General features: G+C 51.0%; 20 protein-coding genes and 1 tRNA gene. 10 read left to right on the plus strand and 11 right to left on the minus strand.

What is annotated here, in order from left to right; genetic code table 11:
- Nucleotides 1–5: 5 nt before the first annotated feature.
- Nucleotides 6–470, minus strand: a complete 465-nt coding sequence (locus tag GM557_RS05735; RefSeq protein WP_155573320.1) for an Lrp/AsnC family transcriptional regulator — start codon at nucleotides 468–470, stop codon at nucleotides 6–8.
- Between the two features lie 239 nt (nucleotides 471–709).
- Here GM557_RS05735 and trxB point away from each other — a divergent pair, with 239 nt between their 5' ends.
- On the plus strand, nucleotides 710–1,693 hold the full coding sequence (trxB, locus tag GM557_RS05740) for a thioredoxin-disulfide reductase (protein WP_155573321.1): 984 nt from the start codon (nucleotides 710–712) through the stop codon (nucleotides 1,691–1,693).
- Nucleotides 1,694–1,878: 185 nt separating this feature from the next.
- Entirely contained in the window at nucleotides 1,879–2,823 is a 945-nt protein-coding gene (locus tag GM557_RS05745; protein ID WP_155573543.1) for a LysR family transcriptional regulator, read from the plus strand.
- Here the strand turns inward: GM557_RS05745 and GM557_RS05750 are convergent.
- Nucleotides 2,807–3,091: an HU family DNA-binding protein gene (locus GM557_RS05750; protein WP_155573322.1), complete on the minus strand. Its 285-nt coding sequence runs from the start codon at nucleotides 3,089–3,091 to the stop codon at nucleotides 2,807–2,809. The genes GM557_RS05745 and GM557_RS05750 overlap by 17 nt on opposite strands.
- 138 nt (nucleotides 3,092–3,229) lie before the next feature.
- A complete protein-coding gene (locus tag GM557_RS05755; protein WP_155573323.1) occupies nucleotides 3,230–3,712 on the minus strand; it encodes a MucR family transcriptional regulator in 483 nt (160 codons plus the stop codon).
- Nucleotides 3,713–3,929: 217 nt separating this feature from the next.
- Here GM557_RS05755 and GM557_RS05760 point away from each other — a divergent pair, with 217 nt between their 5' ends.
- From GM557_RS05760 to GM557_RS05770, 3 genes are read left to right on the plus strand one after another with little or no spacing between them, the layout of a single operon-like run.
- The gene (locus GM557_RS05760) at nucleotides 3,930–6,128 is read left to right on the plus strand and encodes an FUSC family protein (RefSeq protein ID WP_155573324.1); all 2,199 of its coding nucleotides are present in this window, start codon (nucleotides 3,930–3,932) and stop codon (nucleotides 6,126–6,128) included.
- Between the two features lie 5 nt (nucleotides 6,129–6,133).
- Nucleotides 6,134–7,243 (plus strand): glycosyltransferase, encoded by a 1,110-nt coding sequence (locus GM557_RS05765; RefSeq protein WP_155573325.1) that lies wholly within the window; start codon nucleotides 6,134–6,136, stop codon nucleotides 7,241–7,243.
- A complete protein-coding gene (locus tag GM557_RS05770; protein ID WP_155573326.1) occupies nucleotides 7,240–8,088 on the plus strand; it encodes a fumarylacetoacetate hydrolase family protein in 849 nt (282 codons plus the stop codon). The genes GM557_RS05765 and GM557_RS05770 overlap by 4 nt, the downstream gene beginning before the upstream one ends.
- 146 nt (nucleotides 8,089–8,234) lie before the next feature.
- Here GM557_RS05770 and GM557_RS05775 read toward each other — a convergent pair whose 3' ends face one another.
- Nucleotides 8,235–9,269, minus strand: coding sequence for a tetratricopeptide repeat protein (locus GM557_RS05775; RefSeq protein WP_196424599.1), 1,035 nt, complete (start codon nucleotides 9,267–9,269; stop codon nucleotides 8,235–8,237).
- A gap of 92 nt (nucleotides 9,270–9,361) precedes the next feature.
- Nucleotides 9,362–9,451 (minus strand) — tRNA-Ser (locus GM557_RS05780).
- Between the two features lie 313 nt (nucleotides 9,452–9,764).
- Here GM557_RS05780 and rplU point away from each other — a divergent pair.
- From rplU to obgE, 3 genes are all read left to right on the plus strand, one after another.
- A complete protein-coding gene (gene rplU, locus GM557_RS05785; protein ID WP_099027176.1) occupies nucleotides 9,765–10,079 on the plus strand; it encodes a 50S ribosomal protein L21 in 315 nt (104 codons plus the stop codon).
- A 29-nt stretch (nucleotides 10,080–10,108) separates the two neighbouring features.
- A complete protein-coding gene (rpmA, locus tag GM557_RS05790) occupies nucleotides 10,109–10,375 on the plus strand; it encodes a 50S ribosomal protein L27 (RefSeq protein ID WP_099027177.1) in 267 nt (88 codons plus the stop codon).
- A gap of 107 nt (nucleotides 10,376–10,482) precedes the next feature.
- A complete protein-coding gene (gene obgE, locus GM557_RS05795; protein WP_155573328.1) occupies nucleotides 10,483–11,484 on the plus strand; it encodes a GTPase ObgE in 1,002 nt (333 codons plus the stop codon).
- Between the two features lie 49 nt (nucleotides 11,485–11,533).
- Here obgE and GM557_RS05800 read toward each other — a convergent pair whose 3' ends face one another.
- The 5 genes from GM557_RS05800 to budA all read right to left on the minus strand — a co-directional run bounded on the left by GM557_RS05800 (nucleotide 11,534) and on the right by budA (nucleotide 16,955).
- The gene (locus tag GM557_RS05800; protein ID WP_155573544.1) at nucleotides 11,534–12,124 is read right to left on the minus strand and encodes an LUD domain-containing protein; all 591 of its coding nucleotides are present in this window, start codon (nucleotides 12,122–12,124) and stop codon (nucleotides 11,534–11,536) included.
- 11 nt (nucleotides 12,125–12,135) lie between these two features.
- Nucleotides 12,136–13,548: a lactate utilization protein B gene (locus GM557_RS05805; protein ID WP_155573329.1), complete on the minus strand. Its 1,413-nt coding sequence runs from the start codon at nucleotides 13,546–13,548 to the stop codon at nucleotides 12,136–12,138.
- Nucleotides 13,545–14,288 (minus strand): (Fe-S)-binding protein, encoded by a 744-nt coding sequence (locus GM557_RS05810; RefSeq protein WP_155573330.1) that lies wholly within the window; start codon nucleotides 14,286–14,288, stop codon nucleotides 13,545–13,547. The genes GM557_RS05805 and GM557_RS05810 overlap by 4 nt, the downstream gene beginning before the upstream one ends.
- 175 nt (nucleotides 14,289–14,463) lie before the next feature.
- A complete protein-coding gene (alsS, locus tag GM557_RS05815; protein WP_155573331.1) occupies nucleotides 14,464–16,146 on the minus strand; it encodes an acetolactate synthase AlsS in 1,683 nt (560 codons plus the stop codon).
- 77 nt (nucleotides 16,147–16,223) lie between these two features.
- Complete coding sequence (gene budA, locus GM557_RS05820; RefSeq protein ID WP_099027182.1) at nucleotides 16,224–16,955, minus strand: acetolactate decarboxylase; 732 nt, start codon at nucleotides 16,953–16,955, stop codon at nucleotides 16,224–16,226.
- Between the two features lie 101 nt (nucleotides 16,956–17,056).
- On the opposite strand from budA, the gene GM557_RS05825 reads away from it, so the two are divergent.
- The gene (locus tag GM557_RS05825; protein WP_155573332.1) at nucleotides 17,057–17,971 is read left to right on the plus strand and encodes a LysR family transcriptional regulator; all 915 of its coding nucleotides are present in this window, start codon (nucleotides 17,057–17,059) and stop codon (nucleotides 17,969–17,971) included.
- Nucleotides 17,972–17,976: 5 nt separating this feature from the next.
- Here GM557_RS05825 and GM557_RS05830 read toward each other — a convergent pair whose 3' ends face one another.
- Nucleotides 17,977–18,243 (minus strand): DUF2312 domain-containing protein, encoded by a 267-nt coding sequence (locus GM557_RS05830; protein WP_155573333.1) that lies wholly within the window; start codon nucleotides 18,241–18,243, stop codon nucleotides 17,977–17,979.
- A 367-nt stretch (nucleotides 18,244–18,610) separates the two neighbouring features.
- On the opposite strand from GM557_RS05830, the gene zwf reads away from it, so the two are divergent.
- On the plus strand, nucleotides 18,611–20,083 hold the full coding sequence (gene zwf / locus GM557_RS05835; protein WP_155573334.1) for a glucose-6-phosphate dehydrogenase: 1,473 nt from the start codon (nucleotides 18,611–18,613) through the stop codon (nucleotides 20,081–20,083).
- Nucleotides 20,084–20,156 lie beyond the last annotated feature (73 nt).

A 20,156-nucleotide genomic window follows, 5' to 3' on the forward strand; every position in this document is an offset into this window, starting at 1 on the left:
CATATTTATATAGGCACACCAGCCCGCTCGCAGCTTGTCCTAATCACCTGCAAGGTCTGCACACGCACCACATGGGTAACCTCTATCAAATCCCGTGTAAGGCGATTCTGATGCTCAGCATCGCGAACCATGAGGCGTAACAGGAAGTCCTCTCCACCACGAATCATGTGACATTCCCGCGTCTCTGGCCATTGTGCAACGAGGGCTTCAAACTCCTCCAACACCACACTTTTCTGACTATCTAAACCTATGAGCGCGTAAAAACTAATCGTCCACCCTAATTGAGCCGGGGCTAAAGCAGCATGATAGCCTTGGATAAGCCCCATCTCCTCCAGGCGTCTTACCCGCCTTAGACAAGGGGGAGCGGAGATTCCGACACGGCGCGCAAGCTCCACATTAGTCACCCGCCCATCTTGCTGCAATTCAGCGAGAATGCTCCGATCAATCTCATCAAGGTCTGCAATGCTCATATACCGTCCCAAAAGGCTGCGGGAGAAGACTATACCAGCTTATATAACCTGCTCTTTTTAATGTGAAAACCATTTCCTCCTTTCTGGGCAATAATCTTTCATATTTCTTCTCTTATCATTATTTTTATCGACATCTTTCATATACTATATTTGTTACCCAACAGGCTTAGGTCAGTGCCATAATGGTCCTACCCTACGGGGGCCATCTGGTCATCCTCTTTAGAATTATGGAGCTTATCATGGCTAAACAACACCAAACCGATATGTTAATTGTTGGTGCTGGCCCCGCAGGATATACCGCTGCTATCTATGCTGCCCGCGCGGGAATGAATCCCCTCCTCGTCACCGGTATGCAACCCGGAGGGCAGCTCACCATCACAGATGAGATTGAGAACTTTCCCGGTTTTGCCAAACCTGTCCAAGGCCCTTGGCTGATGGAACAAATGCGCGAGCAAGCCGAGCATGTTGGCACGACATTACTCTACGACCTCATTACAGAAACCTCCCTTAAACAAGGCCCCGATGCGGAAGGTTATTTTCACCTCACAGGAGATTCTGGTGATCAATTCCGCGCCCGTACGGTTGTTATCGCTACAGGGGCCCAAGCGAAATGGCTCGGTTTAGAATCTGAAAAAGCCTATCAAGGGGCGGGCGTCTCGGCTTGTGCAACTTGCGATGGATTCTTCTATCGCGGCAAAGAGGTCGCCGTTATCGGTGGGGGCAATACAGCTGTGGAGGAAGCCCTTTACCTCACTCATCATGCTTCTGTTGTCCATCTTATCCATCGGCGTGATAGTTTGCGCGCAGAGCGTATCTTGCAAAAACGTCTGCACGCAAACCCCAAAATCAAGCTGCATTGGAACAAAGAGGTCCACGAGATTTGCGGCAGTGGAAGCCCTGCCGTTGTTACAAAGCTGCGCCTTGCTGATACAAAACAACCCGGCGTTATAGAGGAACTCCCCGTAGATGGCGTATTCATTGCCATTGGTCATAGCCCTAGCATTGGGCCTTTCCGTCATGAGGTCGCTTGCGATGAGGAAGGCTACATCATCACCAAAGCAGGGACGGCGAGCACCTCCATCCCCGGTGTTTTCGCGGCGGGTGATATTCAGGATAAAACCTACCGCCAAGCCATCACAGCCGCCGGGACAGGGTGCATGGCCGCATTAGAGGCGGAACGTTACATTGCCGAACTCGGCCTAAATGACGAAAAACCGCGCTAAAATACCGCTTATTCCCCTTCACAAAGAACGATACGCAAAAGAAACGCATTTGATTGCTATTCTGCCCTTGACCATTCAGTGCTTTTCAGGAAGTTTTTACCAAAGAAAACACTGAAGGTCAGGGCGTAGGGTATATGAGCAAAGCAGGCCATGATTATTGCGAAGGGGCTTACGGGAATCAAAAAATGGATTGGGATAAACTCCGCATCTTTCACACCGTAGCTGAGGCCGGGTCCTTTACCCATGCAGGGGACCGCCTTAACCTGAGCCAATCTGCTGTATCTCGACAGATTTCTGCCCTTGAGGAAGTACTCGGCGTACCACTTTTTCACCGTCATGCGCGTGGCCTCATCCTGACCGAGCAAGGTGAAGTCCTCCACCGGACGGCGCGAGAGGTCTTCTCTAAACTGGCTCTAACCCAAGCGTTTTTAAGTGAAAACCGCGAGAAAGCAGCCGGCAAGATTAAGGTCACAACAACCTCTGGCTTCGGCCTCTCTTGGCTAACACCGCGCCTTCATCGTTTTGTGGAGAAGCACCCTCATGTTGAGGTCACTCTCCTACTTGAAGATTCCGATTTGGACCTCAGCATGCGCGAAGCTGACGTAGCTATTCGCCTGCATCCCCCAACCCAGCCGGACCTTATTCAACGTCATCTCGCCAGTTTTCACATGCCTATTTATGCCAGTAAGGAATATTTAGAGCAGCACGGCACACCAACTAGCCTTAAAGAACTTGCCCAGCATAATCTTATAGGATTTGCAGGCTGGCACCTTCCCCTACCTCATGTAAATTGGCTCATAGAGCGACTTTTAAAAGATAAAATTATCCTTCACCCCAAAATCAACCTTGCTATTAATAATATAGCTGCCGTTGGTATGGCTATTGCCCAAGGTAATGGGATTGGAACCCTACCCTTTTACACAGCTTCTGCTCATCCCAATCTAGTCCGTATTCTACCAGATGTTCATGGACCATTGGCAGAAGCCTTTTTTGTCTATCCTGAGGAGCTAAAAAGCTCTAAACGCATTTCTGTCTTCCGGGACTTCTTGTTAGAAGAACTCAACGCCGCACGCACAGGGAAGGATGTGCCCTCCCATAGCGCAGAGGCCTTTATTACTTCGCACGATTGACCCGTTCGCGCAGCTCCTTCCCCGCGCGGAAGAAAGGAACGCGCTTTGCCTTAACATCAACGGCCGCCCCCGTCCGGGGGTTGCGCCCTTGGTGAGCGGTGTGTTGACGCGTCCCAAAGCTACCAATCCCCCGCAGCTCTGCCCGATTGCCAGCTTCCAACCCTTCGGCAATATGCGTAAAAATCCCATCGACAGCCTTGCTGACTTTCTCTTTAGCCATGCCATCCAGACGTGAGGCTAACAAGGCGACAAACTCCGACCGCGTCATTTCTACCCTCCGTCATTTTGTTCCCTAACAAGCAGAGTGGCAAGATGTAGGCCGGAGCGTCAAGCAAAAAGCAGTATTACAGAAAAAGCCGGGAACATGCCCGGCCTTCTCATTACTCATAGCTTCTACTTCACTCTATTAGAGGTCACTATTATGACCACGCTTATGCTCCGCAGAGACCCCAATATTCCGCCCCAGACCAATCGTTCTGGCTAATTCAGAACGGCGTGCAGCATAAGAAGGAGCCACCATAGGATAATCCGAAGGGAGGCCCCATTTCTCGCGATATTGGTCCGGTGTCATATCATAGGTGCTTTTAAGATGACGTTTGAGCATCTTCAGCTTTTTACCATCTTCCAAACAGATAATGTAATCTGGGAAAACAGATTTACGAACGGGAACAGCCGGCTGCTGCTTAGGGGATGCACCTTCCTCTCTTAGGTCGCTCTCCCCTCCTGCCAAAGCCTCATATACCTGGCGTATCAGTCCCGGTAGACTATCAGCAGGCACATCAGAGCCTGCTAACTTAGCAACGACAATATCAGCCGTTAACTCTAAGAGCTGTTTACGCTCGGCATTGGAGGAACTTTGGCCTTCTCTAGCCGGTATATTTTCTGTCATTGAATAACCTTCTTCGCTATAAATCTTCATGAGAGGATTCATGAAACTTTTACTATTTTTCCTCTAAACAAAAAAGAGAAAATATTCCTACTTACAAAAAAAAACATCTTTCCCGTCCTCCTTCCTTCCACGAACTTTTCAATTACTAAGTGTTACCCCTCGCCTAAACAGACAAACAGAAGTAGGGTCCTATACAGAAATCTTTTTGGACCAGAACATGCTTACCCGTTTCCTAACTAACTTACATTCCAGAGGGGCTTCTTTTTTACCCTGGGTACTAGCCCCCTCTCTCAATGGGTTTCTCTTTGCCCTTCGCACGACCATTGCCGCCTGCCTAGCCCTCGGAATCGCCTTATGGCTGGAGCTTGATAGCCCCATCTGGGCTCCGATGACGGTATGGTCTGTAGCACAACTTACGCGTGGGGAAAGTCTCTCTAAGGCACGCTGGCGCATCATTGGCACGTTGATCGGCGGGACGGCGGCTCTTGTCTTTATTGGTATTTATCCGCAAGCTCCATGGCTCTTTTTCCCCCTCATTGCGGTATGGATTGGCCTATGCAGTGGGTTTGCTACCTTTGTAAGTAATTTTCGCTCATATGCGCTTGTTCTCTCTGGCTATACCTGTGCTATCATTTGCATGGATATTGTCCCAGAAACCAACAACATCTTTATGTTTGCTGTCTCGCGCGCCAGCTACATCATCCTTGGTGTGTTATGCGAGGCATTTATTGGCCTCCTTTTTGCCTTTAACCAAGACCACCGCGCCCATATTAGCGTCCGCCAAAAACTAGAATCTGCTCTTACTCTTGTTTGTAATACTTTATACCACATTCTGCGGCAGGATCGTGGTGCCATAACAGAGGCCCGCAATCTCTTTGGGACCATTCTATCCATCAATGATCAAATCGAGTTTTCCGAGCTTGAGATGGGCGTGCATGGCCATGAAGGCGACCATGCCCGTGCAGCCTTGGCAGCCGTCTCCGCTTTGTTATCTCGCAGTTTTGGGATGGCCACACGCTTGGAGCTTCTCTCCTCCAACCATAAGGATTTTGATACAGTCATTGCGGCCTTCATCCAATTCTTGCAGCATTTCTCTAAGCGTCTCCCCCAGGAGAGTGAAATATCAGAGCTTCTTGCGGAACTTCAGCATCTCAGAGACCTTTGCCGCCGCTATGCGACTCCTCACCGCCTTATTCCCCTTACCCCGACCGACCCCACCACACCAACAGAAGATAGCCTCATCACCAACTCCGCCTTAGATGAACGTATTCTCTTTTCCTCTTTAGGGGACCTCATCGGTGACCTTGAAGAAGCCATTACAGAATATCACGCCAGTACCCACACAATTCGTGGTGACCATTTTCAGTTCCAACGTCATACCCACCGTGATGGGCGGCTTGCTTTTAATAATGGCTTCCGCGCTGCATTGGCTGTTCTTGTTACATCTTTTATTTATGAAGTCACCGCTTGGTCAAATGGCAATACACTCATCAGCATTACCGCTCTAATCTGCGGCCTTTTCGCTACGAAGGAAAACCCTGTCCTAGGAACGATCAAGTTCCTAAAAGGATTGGCGGTAGCATGGTGTGTTGCGTGGCTACTCTGCTTTGTCTTCATCCCGATGGTAACAACTTATGAGCCCCTTATCATCATCCTCTCTGCTGCGATGATGCTCGGCGGCCTCGCACGGGCTAACCCTGCAACGGCCCCTGCGGCAGCGGCGTATAATCTACTCATGCCTCTTATGCTGGGGATTCAAAACCATCATATTATTGATGAATCGAAGTTCTATAATACGACATTAGCGATTATGCTTTCCGGCGTTACGGCGGTTTTAATCTTCCGCAGCATTCTCCCCTTTAATCGCAAAGCAGAAGCCTTCCGCTTACGCAAGGCAACCCTACGCGAGCTACGCAACCTCGCTAGCCTGGGCAGCACACCGCATATCAGCGCATGGATTGGGCATAATACGGACCGTTTCTCCCGCTTGCTCCGCCATGCCACAACCATCACTCCACTCGTAGAAGCTGGCATACAGGGGACATTAGCTACCCTTACCTTAGGGCTAAATATCATTCGCCTTCGCGGTTTGCTCAATCGTGAATATTTACCCGAAAGCGCGCGCCGGCCTATTACGCTTGTTCTCTATTACATCGAACATTCATCCCGCCGGCATGACCGCGCCGCCCGCCTGACCCGTGCAGCCATTCGCCGCCTCCGCGAGCTTGATACACAAGACCATGAGGCCATCATTCGGCTAGAAATCACCCGCGCCTTGACCCATCTTGTCGTCATTGAATACACATTGCGTACCAATGAGAACTTTCTTGATGCGAGCGAGCCTTTCCGTGGGGAAGGTCCCATCATCACACCTCCCCCTCAACCGCCAACATTGCAAGAGTTAGAAAGTACCTAACGATTATGAAAATCCATTATCTCGTCACAAGTTTAGAGACAGGCGGGGCGGAATTTGCCATTCCTGACATCGTTCATGCCCTTAAAACCTATGGGCATCATGTTGATGTCACCGCATGTGAACCCCGCGATATGGGAGCCGCCCCGTATCTTGATCGCGCAGGCATCCCGTATCGACTACTTGGGACAAAAAGGCGGCCTTTCCTCCTCACGCTCTTGCGTATTTTACGCTTACTCCGCAAAGACCGCCCTGATATTATTTGGACCTCCCTAAGCCGCGCTACGTTACTCGGCCAACTTGCAGGGAAAATCCTCTCCATCCCCGTTGTGAGCTGGAAGAATAGTGCAAGCATCCGTTTTACCACGACAGCGGGGCGGCCCATCACACGGTTATGGGTGGCGGATTCCCCTTATGTTGCACAATTTTTACAGGATGTTATGGAGATTCCTCCAGCAAAGATAACATGCTGGCCACTTTATATTGCTGCGCCTAACAGCCATCCAGCCCCGCAATGGGATGGCACAACACCGCTGCATATTGGCACTACAGGCCGCTTACATGAGGTTAAAAATTATCCCCTCTTGATTGAAGGCCTTGCCCTCTTCCGCCAGCGTTACCCACAATGGGCCGACCATATCCGCCTCTCCTTTGCTGGAGATGGCCCCCAACGTGCCGAGTTAGAAAGCCTCATCAAAACATATGGGCTTCAACACCATGTGTTTCTTTTAGGCTTTCAAACAAATGTCACGTCTTTCCTCAAGACACTCCATCTTTATACGCAACCCTCACGCTATGAGGGCATGTGCCTTGCCGCGCATGAAGCCATGAATATGAGCCTCCCTGTCATTGCCACACCAGTGGGGGAAATGCGTCATAGCGTCCAACCCGGTAAAACGGGGTTTATCCTCCAGCCTGACCATATCCCAGAAACATTCTGTGAGACCTTAGCAGAGATATTCCAACACCCTGAAGAACTGCACCGCTATGGCATAGCCGCTAAAAGCTATATTGATGCACATTATAGCCGAGACGCCTTCATGCAGCGATGTGGAACGATTGTTGAAAGACTGGCGCAGATGACTGGCACACAGTCATTGGAGAATACTCCATCATGACAAAACTCTGCCGCTATGGCCTCCTCGGCTCTGAAAAACCCGGATTAATTGATAGCTCTGGCACAATACGAGACCTCTCCGGCCTTTGGGATGATGTAACACCAGAGCACCTCTCTCCCCACTCCCTTGCCCAACTAGCGAAGATTGATACAGCGACCTTGCCACTTGTGGAGGGCTCTCCACGGTTCGGCGTACCTGTTAGTCATGTTTCTAAATGTGTTTGCATTGGCCTAAACTATGCTGACCACGCCGAAGAAGCCGGTCTTCCCATCCCGCAAGAGCCAATCGTCTTTCTAAAAGCTCCTTCTGCCCTTTGTGGTGCTTATGATGATATTCCCATTCCCCCCCATGCCACACAGATGGATTGGGAGGTGGAGCTAGGCATCATCATCGGCAGCACGGCACGCTATGTGACAGAAGCGGACGCTTTGAACTATGTGGCAGGATACTGCATCATCAATGACGTGTCAGAACGCAGCTTCCAAATGCAATCCTCACAATGGGACAAAGGCAAAGGCTGCGATAATTTCGGACCTGTTGGTCCCTATCTCGTCACGGCTGATGAAATTGCCGAGCCACAGCAACTCCGTCTCTGGCTGGATGTGAATGGCACACGCCGGCAAGATGGCTCGACAGCGACTATGATTTTCTCCGTCAGGCAGATTATCGCCTATCTCAGCCGGTACATGACCCTCCTCCCCGGCGACATCATCGCCACTGGCACCCCACCCGGCGTGGGGATGGGGCACAAGCCACCCCTTTGGCTGCAAGAAGGTGATGAAATACGACTTGGTATTGAAGGGCTGGGCGAGCAAAAACAAACACTAATACGGTGGCGGCAATGAAAACACCGCCACCATCCTCGTGAATATGGAGCATCAGTTTCACAATACCGGGAGGAACAAGAATCATATTATATTGCTGATCCTCGGCACGTGAAGCTGAAACAATTTATGATCTTATTTTTCAACACAATATTATCTGTTTTATATCACAGCTTCTTTAACTTCTTCTGTGCATCTATATTACCCATAGACGCTGCTTTACGAAGCCAATTTGCCGCTATATGTACATCCCGCTTTGTTGAATGTTCTTCTAGATATATAAGCCCCAAAGTATAAGCCGCAACATCATCACCTTGTGCAGCGGCACTTTCCAAATAGGCTATCGCCGTATCGAGGTCTTGCCACCCCCAATAGATTGTCCCCAGTTTAGTTTGGGCAGGGGCGTAACCTGCCTCGGCGGCTTTTTTATACCACGCTAAAGCGGTATCTTCATCGCGCTTCACGCCCTGCTTATTCTCATAAGCCAAACCTATATCATAGGCTGCCGCTGCACTACCTTGCTTCTCTGCTTTTTGGAACAGAGCAAACGCCTTTGCATAATCACGCGGGACACCATGGCCATCCCTATAAAGCTCTCCAAGCTTTGCTAACGCCAAGTCATCATCTTGAGCTGCGGCCTTTTGATACCATTTTAAAGCTTCGTTATAATCTTGGGGAACGCCCTGCCCGTACTCGTATAATAACCCAATATTATATTGGGCCACTGAATCATCTTGCTCTGCGGCCTTCCGATACCATTCTAAGGCCTTGCCATAATCTTGAGGAACACCCCGCCCCAACCGGTATAACGTCCCAAGCCCCTCTTGGGCTGTAACATCATCTTCAACAGCCGCCTTCTGGTACCACATGGCAGCTTTTGCGTAATCTTGAGGCACACCTATGCCTTGGTCGTAAAACTCACCCATCTTCGATTGAGACGGCACATCACCTTGATCTGCCGCCTTTTTATACCATTCAGCCGCTCTTACTTCATCCTGTGCAACACTTATCCCAAAAAGATAAGCGTTCCCCATGACACTCTGAGCACTTGCATTGCCATGCTCTGCCTTATTAAAAATAACAAACATGCCCGGGTCTCGCGGGTCTATATTAGGATTCTGCTTAGACTTCGCACATCCAGCATGGCTTAAAGAGACCATAACCGTGGCTGATAATACCGTTAGAATGATACGCGTCTTCATCCTGCAGCTCCCTAAACTCTGCTGTATAAGCAGCAATCTGCCCGAGACTAGCATCTTCTATGATGATTCATATGTAAAAAATACGGAATCCTTGGCGGAGAGAGAGGGATTCGAACCCTCGGAACGCTTGCACGCTCAACGGTTTTCGAGACCGCCCCAATCGACCACTCTGGCACCTCTCCGGGGCTTGGGGCTAAAGCCGGGACTATGCCCGGACACCACCAAGTAATGCCGGTGTTATGGCGAGATTTTACCCACTTGGCAAGGGGTTTCCCCTCTCATCCTCTCGTCAATCCTCCCCTGCAACCCATAAATCCTACTTTATTTATTGACGATACAAGGGAAAAGCAGTACAGAACCCCACTGTTCCTATGGTTTTCTACCACTGGTAGGAAATTGTTTGAACCAATGAAAAAAAGCGAGCGGGTCTGCCAAACCTACAAAGCTAGGTGAGGCTAAGGGCCAGAGGCTTCGGTAACATAAAGAGAGTTTTGCATGTTTGCAGTCATCCGCACGGGCGGGAAACAATATCGCGTTGCTAAAGACGCTATCTTGAAGGTCGAAAAGCTAGAGGCTGAGGCTGGTAGCACAGTGACCTTCTCGGATGTTCTTATGGTTGGTGGTGAAGGCAGCACCAAGGTTGGGGCTCCGCTGGTCGAAGGGGCTAGTGTTACCGCTGAGGTTGTTGCCCAAGATCGCTTGCCAACGGTCATCATCTTCAAAAAACGCCGCCGTCAGAATAGCCGCCGTAAGAATGGCCATCGCCAGCCGGTAACTGTTCTGCGTATTACCGCAATCAACGCCGCGTAACTTCGCCCGTTCTTTAAGGAGACACAGTCATGGCACAAAAAAAAGCAGGTGGTTCCAGCCGTAACGGGCGCGATAGCGCAGGCCGCCGCCTCGGTGTGAAAAAATTTGGTGGCCAGAGCGTCATCGCTGGGAACATCATCGTCCGTCAGCGTGGCACAAAGGTGCATCCGGGTGAGAATGTCGGTATGGGCCGTGACCATACACTTTTCTCCCTCGTTGATGGCCGCGTGCGCTTCCAGCGTCGTGCTGGTGGTAAGGTCCATGTGTCCGTTGCTCTAGCAGAAGCTGCTGAGTAACACTCTCTGTTGCCCTTATAGGCGCAGAGCATGAGGAAGGGTCGGCTCCATCATGGTGCCGGCCTTTTTTCTTCTCCCCTCCTCCCTTCGTACATGCGGTCTTTCTCATGAAATTTCTTGATCAAGCTAAAATCTATGTCCGCTCCGGTGATGGGGGGGATGGTGTGGTCGCTTTCCGGCGCGAAAAATATATCGAGTTTGGCGGCCCTGATGGCGGTGATGGTGGCCGGGGTGGGCATATTTACGTCCGGGCTGTGCCGAGCCTTAATACATTAATCGACTTCCGCTACACTCAACATTTCCGCGCCCGTAAGGGAGGGAATGGGGCTGGCTCCAACAGAACGGGGGCTGGAGCGGATGATGTCATCATTGATGTGCCCATCGGTACGCAAATCTTTGATGAAGACCGTGAGACCCTTCTCGCTGACCTTGATGAAGATAATAAAACCGTTCTGCTCTGTCAGGGGGGTGATGGCGGGCTTGGTAATGCTCATTATAAAAGCAGCACCAACCGGGCCCCGCGCCGTGCGGATAAAGGCTTCCCCGGGGAGGAACGCTGGGTTTGGCTCCGGCTGAAACTCATTGCCGATGTCGGGCTTGTGGGCCTGCCCAATGCAGGTAAGTCCACTCTCCTCTCTGTTGCCTCGCGTGCCCGGCCAAAGATTGCTGATTATCCCTTCACAACCCTGCATCCTCAACTTGGCGTTGTGCGTCTTAACGCTATGGAAGAGTTCGTCATTGCCGATATTCCCGGCCTCATTGAGGGCGCAAGCGAAGGTACAGGGCTGGGTGATCGCTTTCTCGGCCATGTGGAACGCTGCGCGCTGCTCATCCACCTCATTGATGGAACAGATGAACATTTCGTCCAAAATTGGCGGATGATTCGTAAAGAGCTCAAAGCCTATGATGAAGGCCTTGCTGCTAAACCAGAGGTTTTAGTCCTTAATAAATGCGATGCACTTCTGCCAGAAGATATTGCAGAACGTAAAGCCGCTTTGGAAGCTGCCTCTGGCGCGGAGGTCCATCTCCTCTCCGGGGTCAGCAGGGATGGGCTGCCAGAATTACTCCGCTATGTACAAGACCGCGTAACAGCCTCTCGTAACGCTTAAACCTTTAAAGGGAGGGACGCCTTCATCCCAACGCCCCTCCCCTTTATCGCTACGCCCATATAATCGAAAGGCTGCGCACGCCTTGTGCGCCGCGGATTAAGACCCCTTCAATATCCGCTGTGGCAGAAGGACCGGACATTAACACGCCATACCCTGCTGTACGGAACTCCGAGCGTTCCCGATAGGCATTATGCATGTTCCCGACCAACTCATCTTTGGCGAGCAGAACAACCAAATGCTGTGCAAGATGGACATCTGCGAGATGGTCCTTCAACTCCACTTCGCTAAGGAAGATACCGCCCATCTCCGCCACGCCAAAGGCTGCACGCACCACCATAACATCCACTGTATCTGCCTCTTGGTGCGTGGTGAGGTCCTCTATTCGTAACGTGCCTTTTACTTCAGGCACAGCGGTGCAGAGATTACGCCGTTTAGGGAAAGCACGCGCAATCGCTGCCTCCACCGTCTCACCATCTTGGCGATGAATCATCTGCCCGCCCATCAAAGCAAGGTTGGATTCAAAACGCTCAGGGCTAGCATCTTGGTCACCCAGCATCACAATGGGAGGCAAAGGGTAAGCCTCCTCCGCAGGGGACTTCACCGCCCGTAAACGACCAAGAATGGCATCACGCGCGCTCATAGCCTTATCACTCATGATGATGTCCCCTCCTGCGCGGTAGTCTCTTTCTTTAAGCGGTTCTTTTTGTACCAACTATGGAATGTCTCCTTCACCGGGTGAGGGAGCTCGCGATGTTTTCCCCATGGGTTCAAATAATTATACAGCACAAAACGCGGCATGGTTTTTAAAGCCACCTCTGTCCCGCTAATGGAGAGGCGGTATAATTTAGGCTGGGATAATAACCGCCCGGCCATCTTCATAATTTCCTTTTTCACAAAAGGAATCTCATGCCGCTCGGCTAAAATACGCCGCCATTTATAAAGCTGGTCGTGAATATCAATCTTCACCGGGCATACATTCGTGCAGCTTCCATTCATCGTGGAGGCAAAGGGAAGTGTGCTAAACTTCTTCGCATTAAACGTAGGGTCGATAATCGCCCCGATAGGGCCAGAATAAACCGCACCATAAGACTGACCACCAGACCGCCGATAAACGGGACAGGTGTTCATACACGCCCCACAGCGAATACATTTGAGCGAGGACCAAAAATCCTCCATCCCCAACCGTTCTGAGCGGCCATTATCCACAAGGATGACATGCATCTCCCCTCCCTTCTTCGGCTTACGGAAATGCGTTGTATATTGCGTAATGGGTGAGCCAAGCGCGCTGCGGGATAATAAGCGTATAAACACGCCTAAATCTTCCATCCGCGGCACAAGCCGCTCAATCCCTAATGTCGCGATGTGCAGATTCGGCAGATTCGCACTTAAATCCGCATTGCCTTCATTAGTACACACCACAAAACTCCCTGTCTCTGCAACAAGGAAGTTCCCCCCCGTCATGCCTGTATCACCACTCAGCAAAACCGGGCGCGCTGCATTGCGCTGTGCCTCTGCCAAAGCGTGAGGGTCATCAATCGCAGGGTCTGTGTGGTAATGTTTGGCAAAAACCTTCGCAACATCTTTGGTGAGCTTCTGCACCGCGGGGACCACCACATGGCTAGGCAGCTGATTATCCAACTGTTGGATGCGCTCGCCGAGGTCTGTCTCCGTAACGGTAATGCCTTTAGGCTCCAAATATTCGCGCATTTCACATTCATCAGTAATCATCGACTTACTTTTGATGATGGATGAATGACCATGCGCCTTGAGGATGCCCTCTACGATGCGGTTATGCTCTGCCCCATCGCGTGCCCAATGGACGTGAATCCCATTCTTTTTGGCATTCTGCTCAAATTGCTCCAAATAATGCGGCAAATGGGCGAGTGTATGCTCTTTAAGCCGGGATGCTTGTTGGCGCAGCTCCTGCCATTCTGGCAGCTCGTGCATTTGTTCATCCCGTTTCTGCCGCATCCCCCAGAGACGTTCATCATGAAAAATGCGATGCAGATCATCCTTTAAAAACTCAGCCGCCAATGAGGCATGCGGGACTGGCTTCTCCCTCATGAGCGCGCTCCATTAAGAATATCAGCAATATGAATAAAGCGGATTGGCACGCCATTGCGCTCCGCACAGCCTTGTTGGTGCATCATGCAAGATGTATCGGCAGAGACAATATATTCCGCCCCCGCATTATGGTGATCATTCACTTTATCCAACCCCATCCGCGCTGAGACGGCTTCCTCCGTTACGGAATATGTGCCGCCAAAACCACAACATTCATCAGGGCGTTTCGGTGTTGCGAAGGAAATACCCTTCACCGCAGAAAGTAACGTCTTAGGTTTGGAGAAGAACGGCTCGCCCAACTCGGACATGCTGGCCGTACGCAAAGCGCGTAATGTTGCACAACTATTATGCAGCCCTACTTTGTGAGGAAACTCTGCCCAAGGGAACTCCCGCACCCGCAGCACATCATGAATGAACTCTACAAGCTCATACGTATTTTGCCGCACATGACGGACCTCATCAGTCTGCTCAATCGCATCAAAGTTCTCACGAATATGATGAACACAGCTCCCAGATGGAGCCACAATCATATCATATTTAGCGAAATTACGGATAAAGAGTGCTTCTGTCTCTTTCGCATCGCGATTGCACCCGGAGTTCGCCATAGGCTGACCACAACAGGTTTGGTCCATAGGATACTCAACATCCTGCCCCAATTTCTCCAGCAACTCCAACGTTGCAATGCCTGTTTTGGGAAAGAATGCATCTATATAACAAGGAATAAATAAGCCAATTTTCATAATGGCTTGTTGTATGAGGGGCTTAATGAACAATCAATAAAACAAAATGTGACTAAACTTAATAATCAATGAGATTACTAAATGATAATCACTCTCATCTATACTAATACCTCTGATGAAAAAAGGGGGCGTTCATCACGCCCCCTCTCCTCACGACCTAATAAAAGGCTACCTCTTACTTAGTAAGAGCCGGTAGCGGGTCCATTAGGCCAGGGTTATCGGCATAATCAACAGGCACAGCAATCACAACCGGGCCTTGTGTCTCCATCCCCTCACGCAGAGCAGCTTTAAAGCTCTCTACGCTATTGACGTTAATCCCCTTCGCCCCAAAAGAGCGGGCAAAGGCTGCAAAGTCAATCGGACCGAATGCTACTGCGGCATCACGGCCATATTTCTTCTCTTCCTGAATACGGACCATGTTGAAGTGCTGATCCACCCAGATGATATGGATGAGGTTGCTCTTCAGACGAACAGCCGTCTCCAGGTCCATAGAGGACATCATGAAGCTACCATCGCCAGAGACGGAAATAACCTTCTGCGCTGGGTTAAGGATGCTGGCAGACATACCCCATGGCAGAGCAACGCCCATCGTCTGCTGGCCGTTACTGATGAGCATCTGCCGTGCACGGAAGACGTCCAAGAAACGCGCATGCCAAATATGGAAGGACCCCATATCCAAACAGATTGTCATATCCTGCGCGACGATGTCTTCCATCACCTTGATGACCTCAAGCGGATGGAGCATCCCCTGCTGGGTGCTTTTTGCCTTCTCGAAAGCGAGCTTTTGAGACGCACGATACAGCTCTAAAATCTTATCCAAAGCAGCACCGTTGGAAAGGCCAGAAACCTCCCGCGTCAGATGCTTCAATGTATGAACAATGGAGCCAATCAACTCAATTTCTGGATTAAAGACATTATCCAGCTGAGCCGGAACGACATCAATATTCACAATCGGGCGATCGGGCTTCGTGTTCCAAAGGCCGGGATCATACTCGATGGGGTTATACCCAATGGCAATGACAAGGTCCGCCTCTTGCAGCAGGTAATCACCATACTGGTTGTGGAACAACCCAATCCGACCACAGAAGCGCGATTGCAAGTCTTTAGAGAGAGTACCAGCAGCCTGGTAGGTCTCCGTTACCGGTAAGTTGGTTGCCTTAATAAAAGCACGGATTGCCTCGGCATTTTCAGGCTTGCTGGCCTTCATCCCCAATAGGACGACCGGCTTTTTAGCCTTCTTAATCGCCGCAGCGGCATCCTTAATCTCATCCTCTGGGGCTGGGCCAGCTTTAGCAAAGCTGCGTTTACCCATTAGCGGATAATCTTTGGTGATTTCTGCGTTCAGCACATCCATCGGGATGCTTACAAAGGCACCGCCCTGCCGGGGGCTCTCTGCTGCACGCAACGCATTGCCGATAACCTCGGAGGCCGCAGCGGGATCACCAATCTCTGCGCTATATTTCGTCACCGGGCGCAACATGCTGACTGTATCCATGCTTTGATGGGTCAATTTCAGCAAATCAGCACGCCCAACAGCCCCGCCAATGGTGAGGACAGCATCACCCTCGGAGGTTGCTGTTGCCAAACCGGTTGTCAGGTTGGACACACCGGGGCCAGATGTGGCAATCGCTACACCAGCTTTACCCGTGATACGGCCAATCCCCCCCGCCATAAAGACGGCATTTTGCTCATGCCGCGCTACAATGGTGCGGATGGGAGAATCTTCCAATGCCTCAAAGAGACGGTCAATCTTTGCACCGGGAATCCCGACAATATGGTCAACGCCATGGGCTTCTAAATTACGGACGATAAGATCCGCTGTTGTTTTGCCCGCGTTAGGAGCTTTCTTCTGCGTCATGAGCTACGTTCCTAATCCCATATAACCCCGCCATTATCTAGGCGGTGTTATTGTAAACATATCAAACCAAGTAAAAATCAACCGCCCTCAGCCGTGCGAATAGCCTCATGCAAGCCTGCTGGCAGGAGGTCGGCCTTAGCGAATTCTTCTGTCTTTGGCAGGGAGATTTCCAAGTCGGACATACGGGCGACTTCCAGCTTGCCAGACTTCACACGGTAATCCGTCACATGCCCGCCATGCTTGCGATCATCACTCAAAACATGGAGGTGATAACCTGCAACATTAATCCCTTGCATATAAGGCGGGGTACGGAAGCCAAGCATCACACCGCTAATCTCCCCCATTTTGAAGGTCGGCTGCTTGGCCACAACCTCCAACATGCCCGGGTAAGGCTTATGCTGGCAAAAGACTGTGCGTGTATCGACTTTCTCAAACTCACCGGTAAACCGCACAGCCCCAAAGAGGTTAGGGTTATCGATAAGCTCATTTACAAGAGCCTCAAACTCTTCTTTGCTCATGGGCTTATCAATTGTGACGGTCTTTTCAGGCTCAAAATAGGTCACACAAGCGAAAGGGGTCTTCATATCCGCTGTCGTGCCAGAAGCAATCCCCTCGGAGCGGAACTGCCGTACCTCCCCTTCGGTGACGATCATCTCACCATCTAGAGCATCAAACGTACCCAGACCGAAATCACCATGCTGAACCAGCTCACCCAGCGTCATTTCACCGTCATAAACAGCGTCCAACAACGCGGCCATGGTAGATGTCTGGAAAAGCCGGTTCGGCTTTACACCTGAAGGTCGAGTCATATTGCCCCCTGTGTTGTTACTCTCTTCTTCCCTAAAGCAGGTTAGGGAAGGTCACAAATATATAGTTACCATTACCACCATATATCTTATATATGGCTCCTATGGAGATTCGTCATTTTCGCTATTTTGTGACCATTGCTGAGACTGGCAACATCACCCATGCTGCTGAAAAGCTAGGGATGGAACAACCACCCCTCAGCCAACAAATCCGCCGTTTAGAACATACACTCGGCATTGCCCTCTTTCGCCGCCAAGCACGCGGTGTCAGCCTAACAGAAGCCGGACGCGCACTCTTGCCCCATGCGCGTTTGATTCTCGACTTACGCCGTCAATTCATTGAGGATGCACACGGCCTTGCCAGAGGGGAGAAGGGCCATCTACGCATTGGCTTAGCAGGGGCTGTCCCCCTCCTCCCCAGCATTCCTTTTGCCATCCGCCAATTCAGCACCATTGCGCCGGGCGTTACCCTCTCCCTAGAAGAAAGCAATACCCCCGCCTTGTGCGAGGCCTTACTCTCCTACCGCACGGACATCACAATTTTGCGCCCGCCTGTGCCGGATCAAGCGAATGTCCATGTCATTCCTTTATTAGATGAACCGACCCTCATCGCCTTACCGAAAGGGCATCCTTTTACCGATGTAGCAGAGATTCACCTCAGCCGCTTAGCCACCGAGCCACTCATCATCTTCCCGCGGGAATTAGGGCCGGGATTCTTTGACGCTATATTAGCGGCTTATCGCGATGCCGGAGTTACGCCTGCCCTTGGCCAACAAGCCCCACAAATTGCAGGAACCATCCCCCTTGTGGCCGCAGGCTTAGGGGTGTCCATCGTCCCCCAATCACTCCACCAACTTCATACAGGTGGGGTGACATTCCATAAAATCGCACGGCCTGCCCCCCATGCAGCCCTCGCGATTGGGGTGCGCAGAGGCGAACAACCACCTCTCATCAACCATTTTATCAGCGTATTACAACAAGCCTGCAAAACACATACCGAATTGCCTGACCTACCATAACCGCCTTACATACCTAAAGCGCGCCGATAAATATCCAGCAATGTTTCTTGCTCCTCAACCTCAGCAGGCTCTTGCTTACGCAATTTGATAATCTGTTTGACCACTTTTACATCAAATCCGGCGGATTTTGCCTCGGTGAAAATATCACGAATATCCGCCCCTAATGCTTTACGTTCCTCCTCCAAACGCTCCACACGCTCGATGATAGAACGCAAGCGATCCACCGCAATACCGCCTGTTACCGTACCTTCTTCATTATGATTCATATCCATAATCTCTCTGCCTCCCTACTCAACAATTACACGCTACGATGTTTAGGCGGCTTATCGCCCCCTTTTGAAGGGGTCAATACCGCTCCCTGTGGGAAAAAAGCACACCCTCCGTCATAAAGGGGATAAAACGACTTTAAAATCGCCAAAAATACTCGCAAGGAGCAAAATAGCAGTTCTAAATAAGGCGTAACAGCATCCCTCATAATTTTGCATAGCCCCACCATACCCTCCGTCAGTGCGGCTTCCTCACCTGCGATGCGGTTATGGCTTGAATAAACAAGGCTAGAGGCTTTAAAGGTAAGAAACCAGAAATAAGAGGTCGCTTTCGCCTCACCCTAATTTCCCCTTTAGGAAAGGTACGCCCATTATGGCTTACTCTCAACAAACCGCACCGTTTGATTATGTCATCTTCGGTGGGACGGGCGACTTGACGATGCGCAAGCTCCTCCCCGCTCTGTATAATCAGCTCCGTATCGGGCATGTTCCTGAAGATGCACGCATCATCGGCACGGCACGCTCAGAACTCTCATGCGATGAGTATCGGGAGCGGGCACGGGAAGCGTTGGAGCATTTTCTGCCTCCCGCCCATAAGGATGCAGCCCTTATTGAGCGTTTCCTCAAAAAAGTGCATTACATCACGCTTGATGGCACTAAAAGCGACCATAATTGGGATGACCTCCATGCACTCTTAGAGCAATCCCCAGCAGACCGCATCCGCGTCTTTTATTTCTCCACTGCGCCACAGCTTTTTGAGGCGATTAGCGAGAATCTGCATCGCTTCAGCTTCATCACGCCACAATCCCGCGTTGTGCTGGAGAAACCCATTGGGACCGATAGTGCCTCTGCCCGCGCTATTAATGAAGGTGTAAGCCGCTTTTTTAAAGAAGAACAAATCTTCCGCATCGACCATTATCTCGGCAAAGAGACTGTACAAGACATCATCGCCCTGCGCTTTGCTAACCCTGTTTTTAACGCAGTATGGTCGGCTGAGCATATCCAAAGCATCCAAATCACTGCCGCAGAGACGGTGGGGGTCGAGGGCCGCGCTGCTTATTATGATACATCCGGTGCCCTGCGCGATATGATTCAAAACCATCTGCTGCAAGTGCTTAGCCTATGCGCGATGGAAGCCCCGGCAGACCTTGGTGCAGATTCTGTTCGCGATGCCAAGGTGAAGGTTCTCAAAGCCCTGCGCCCCATCCCAGCTGATAAGGTGGCACAGGAGACACTCCGCGCCCAATATGTTGCTGGCGAGATGGCTGGCTCGAAGGTCCCCGGTTATTTAGAGGAGCTAGGTACAGAGAGCGCAACAGAGACTTACGCCGTTATGCGCGCTTATGTCGATACCCCACGTTGGAAGGATGTCCCCTTCTATATCCGCACCGCCAAACGCTCTCATAAAAAAGTGAGCGAGGTGGTGGTGACCTTCAAAAAAACAGCTTCCTCTCTGTTTGGTAAAGACGGGGAGCATAACCGCCTTGTCATCCGCCTTCAGCCTGATGAGGGCTTTGGCCTGGCCCTGAACATCAAAAACCCCTCTGCTGCGGACTTTTCCCTCCAGCATGGTGCTATGGACGGACGCTTCGCCCCGGCTGATGGCTCTCTCATCCCCGATTCTTACGAGCGTCTCATGCTAGATGCTGTACGCGGCTACCCCGCTCTCTTTATCCGCCGCGATGAGGTAGAAGCCGCATGGGCATGGGTTGAACCTACATTGCAGACATGGGCGGCTAATAAAGTGCCCATGACACATTATCCCGCAGGTTCTTACGGACCAGAGGAGGCGCGTAAGTTCATCGCCTCAACGGGAGATGCATGGCATGAGGATATGGGAGCTTAAAAAAGCTCCCTCCCCTCGCTCCCCATGGTTATCACAACACAAGACCGTCCTGCTTTGCTTTTAGCAGGGCGGT

The sequence above is a fragment of the Bombella sp. ESL0385 genome (assembly GCF_009725755.1).
GTDB classification, from domain to species: Bacteria; Pseudomonadota; Alphaproteobacteria; order Acetobacterales; family Acetobacteraceae; genus Bombella; species Bombella pollinis.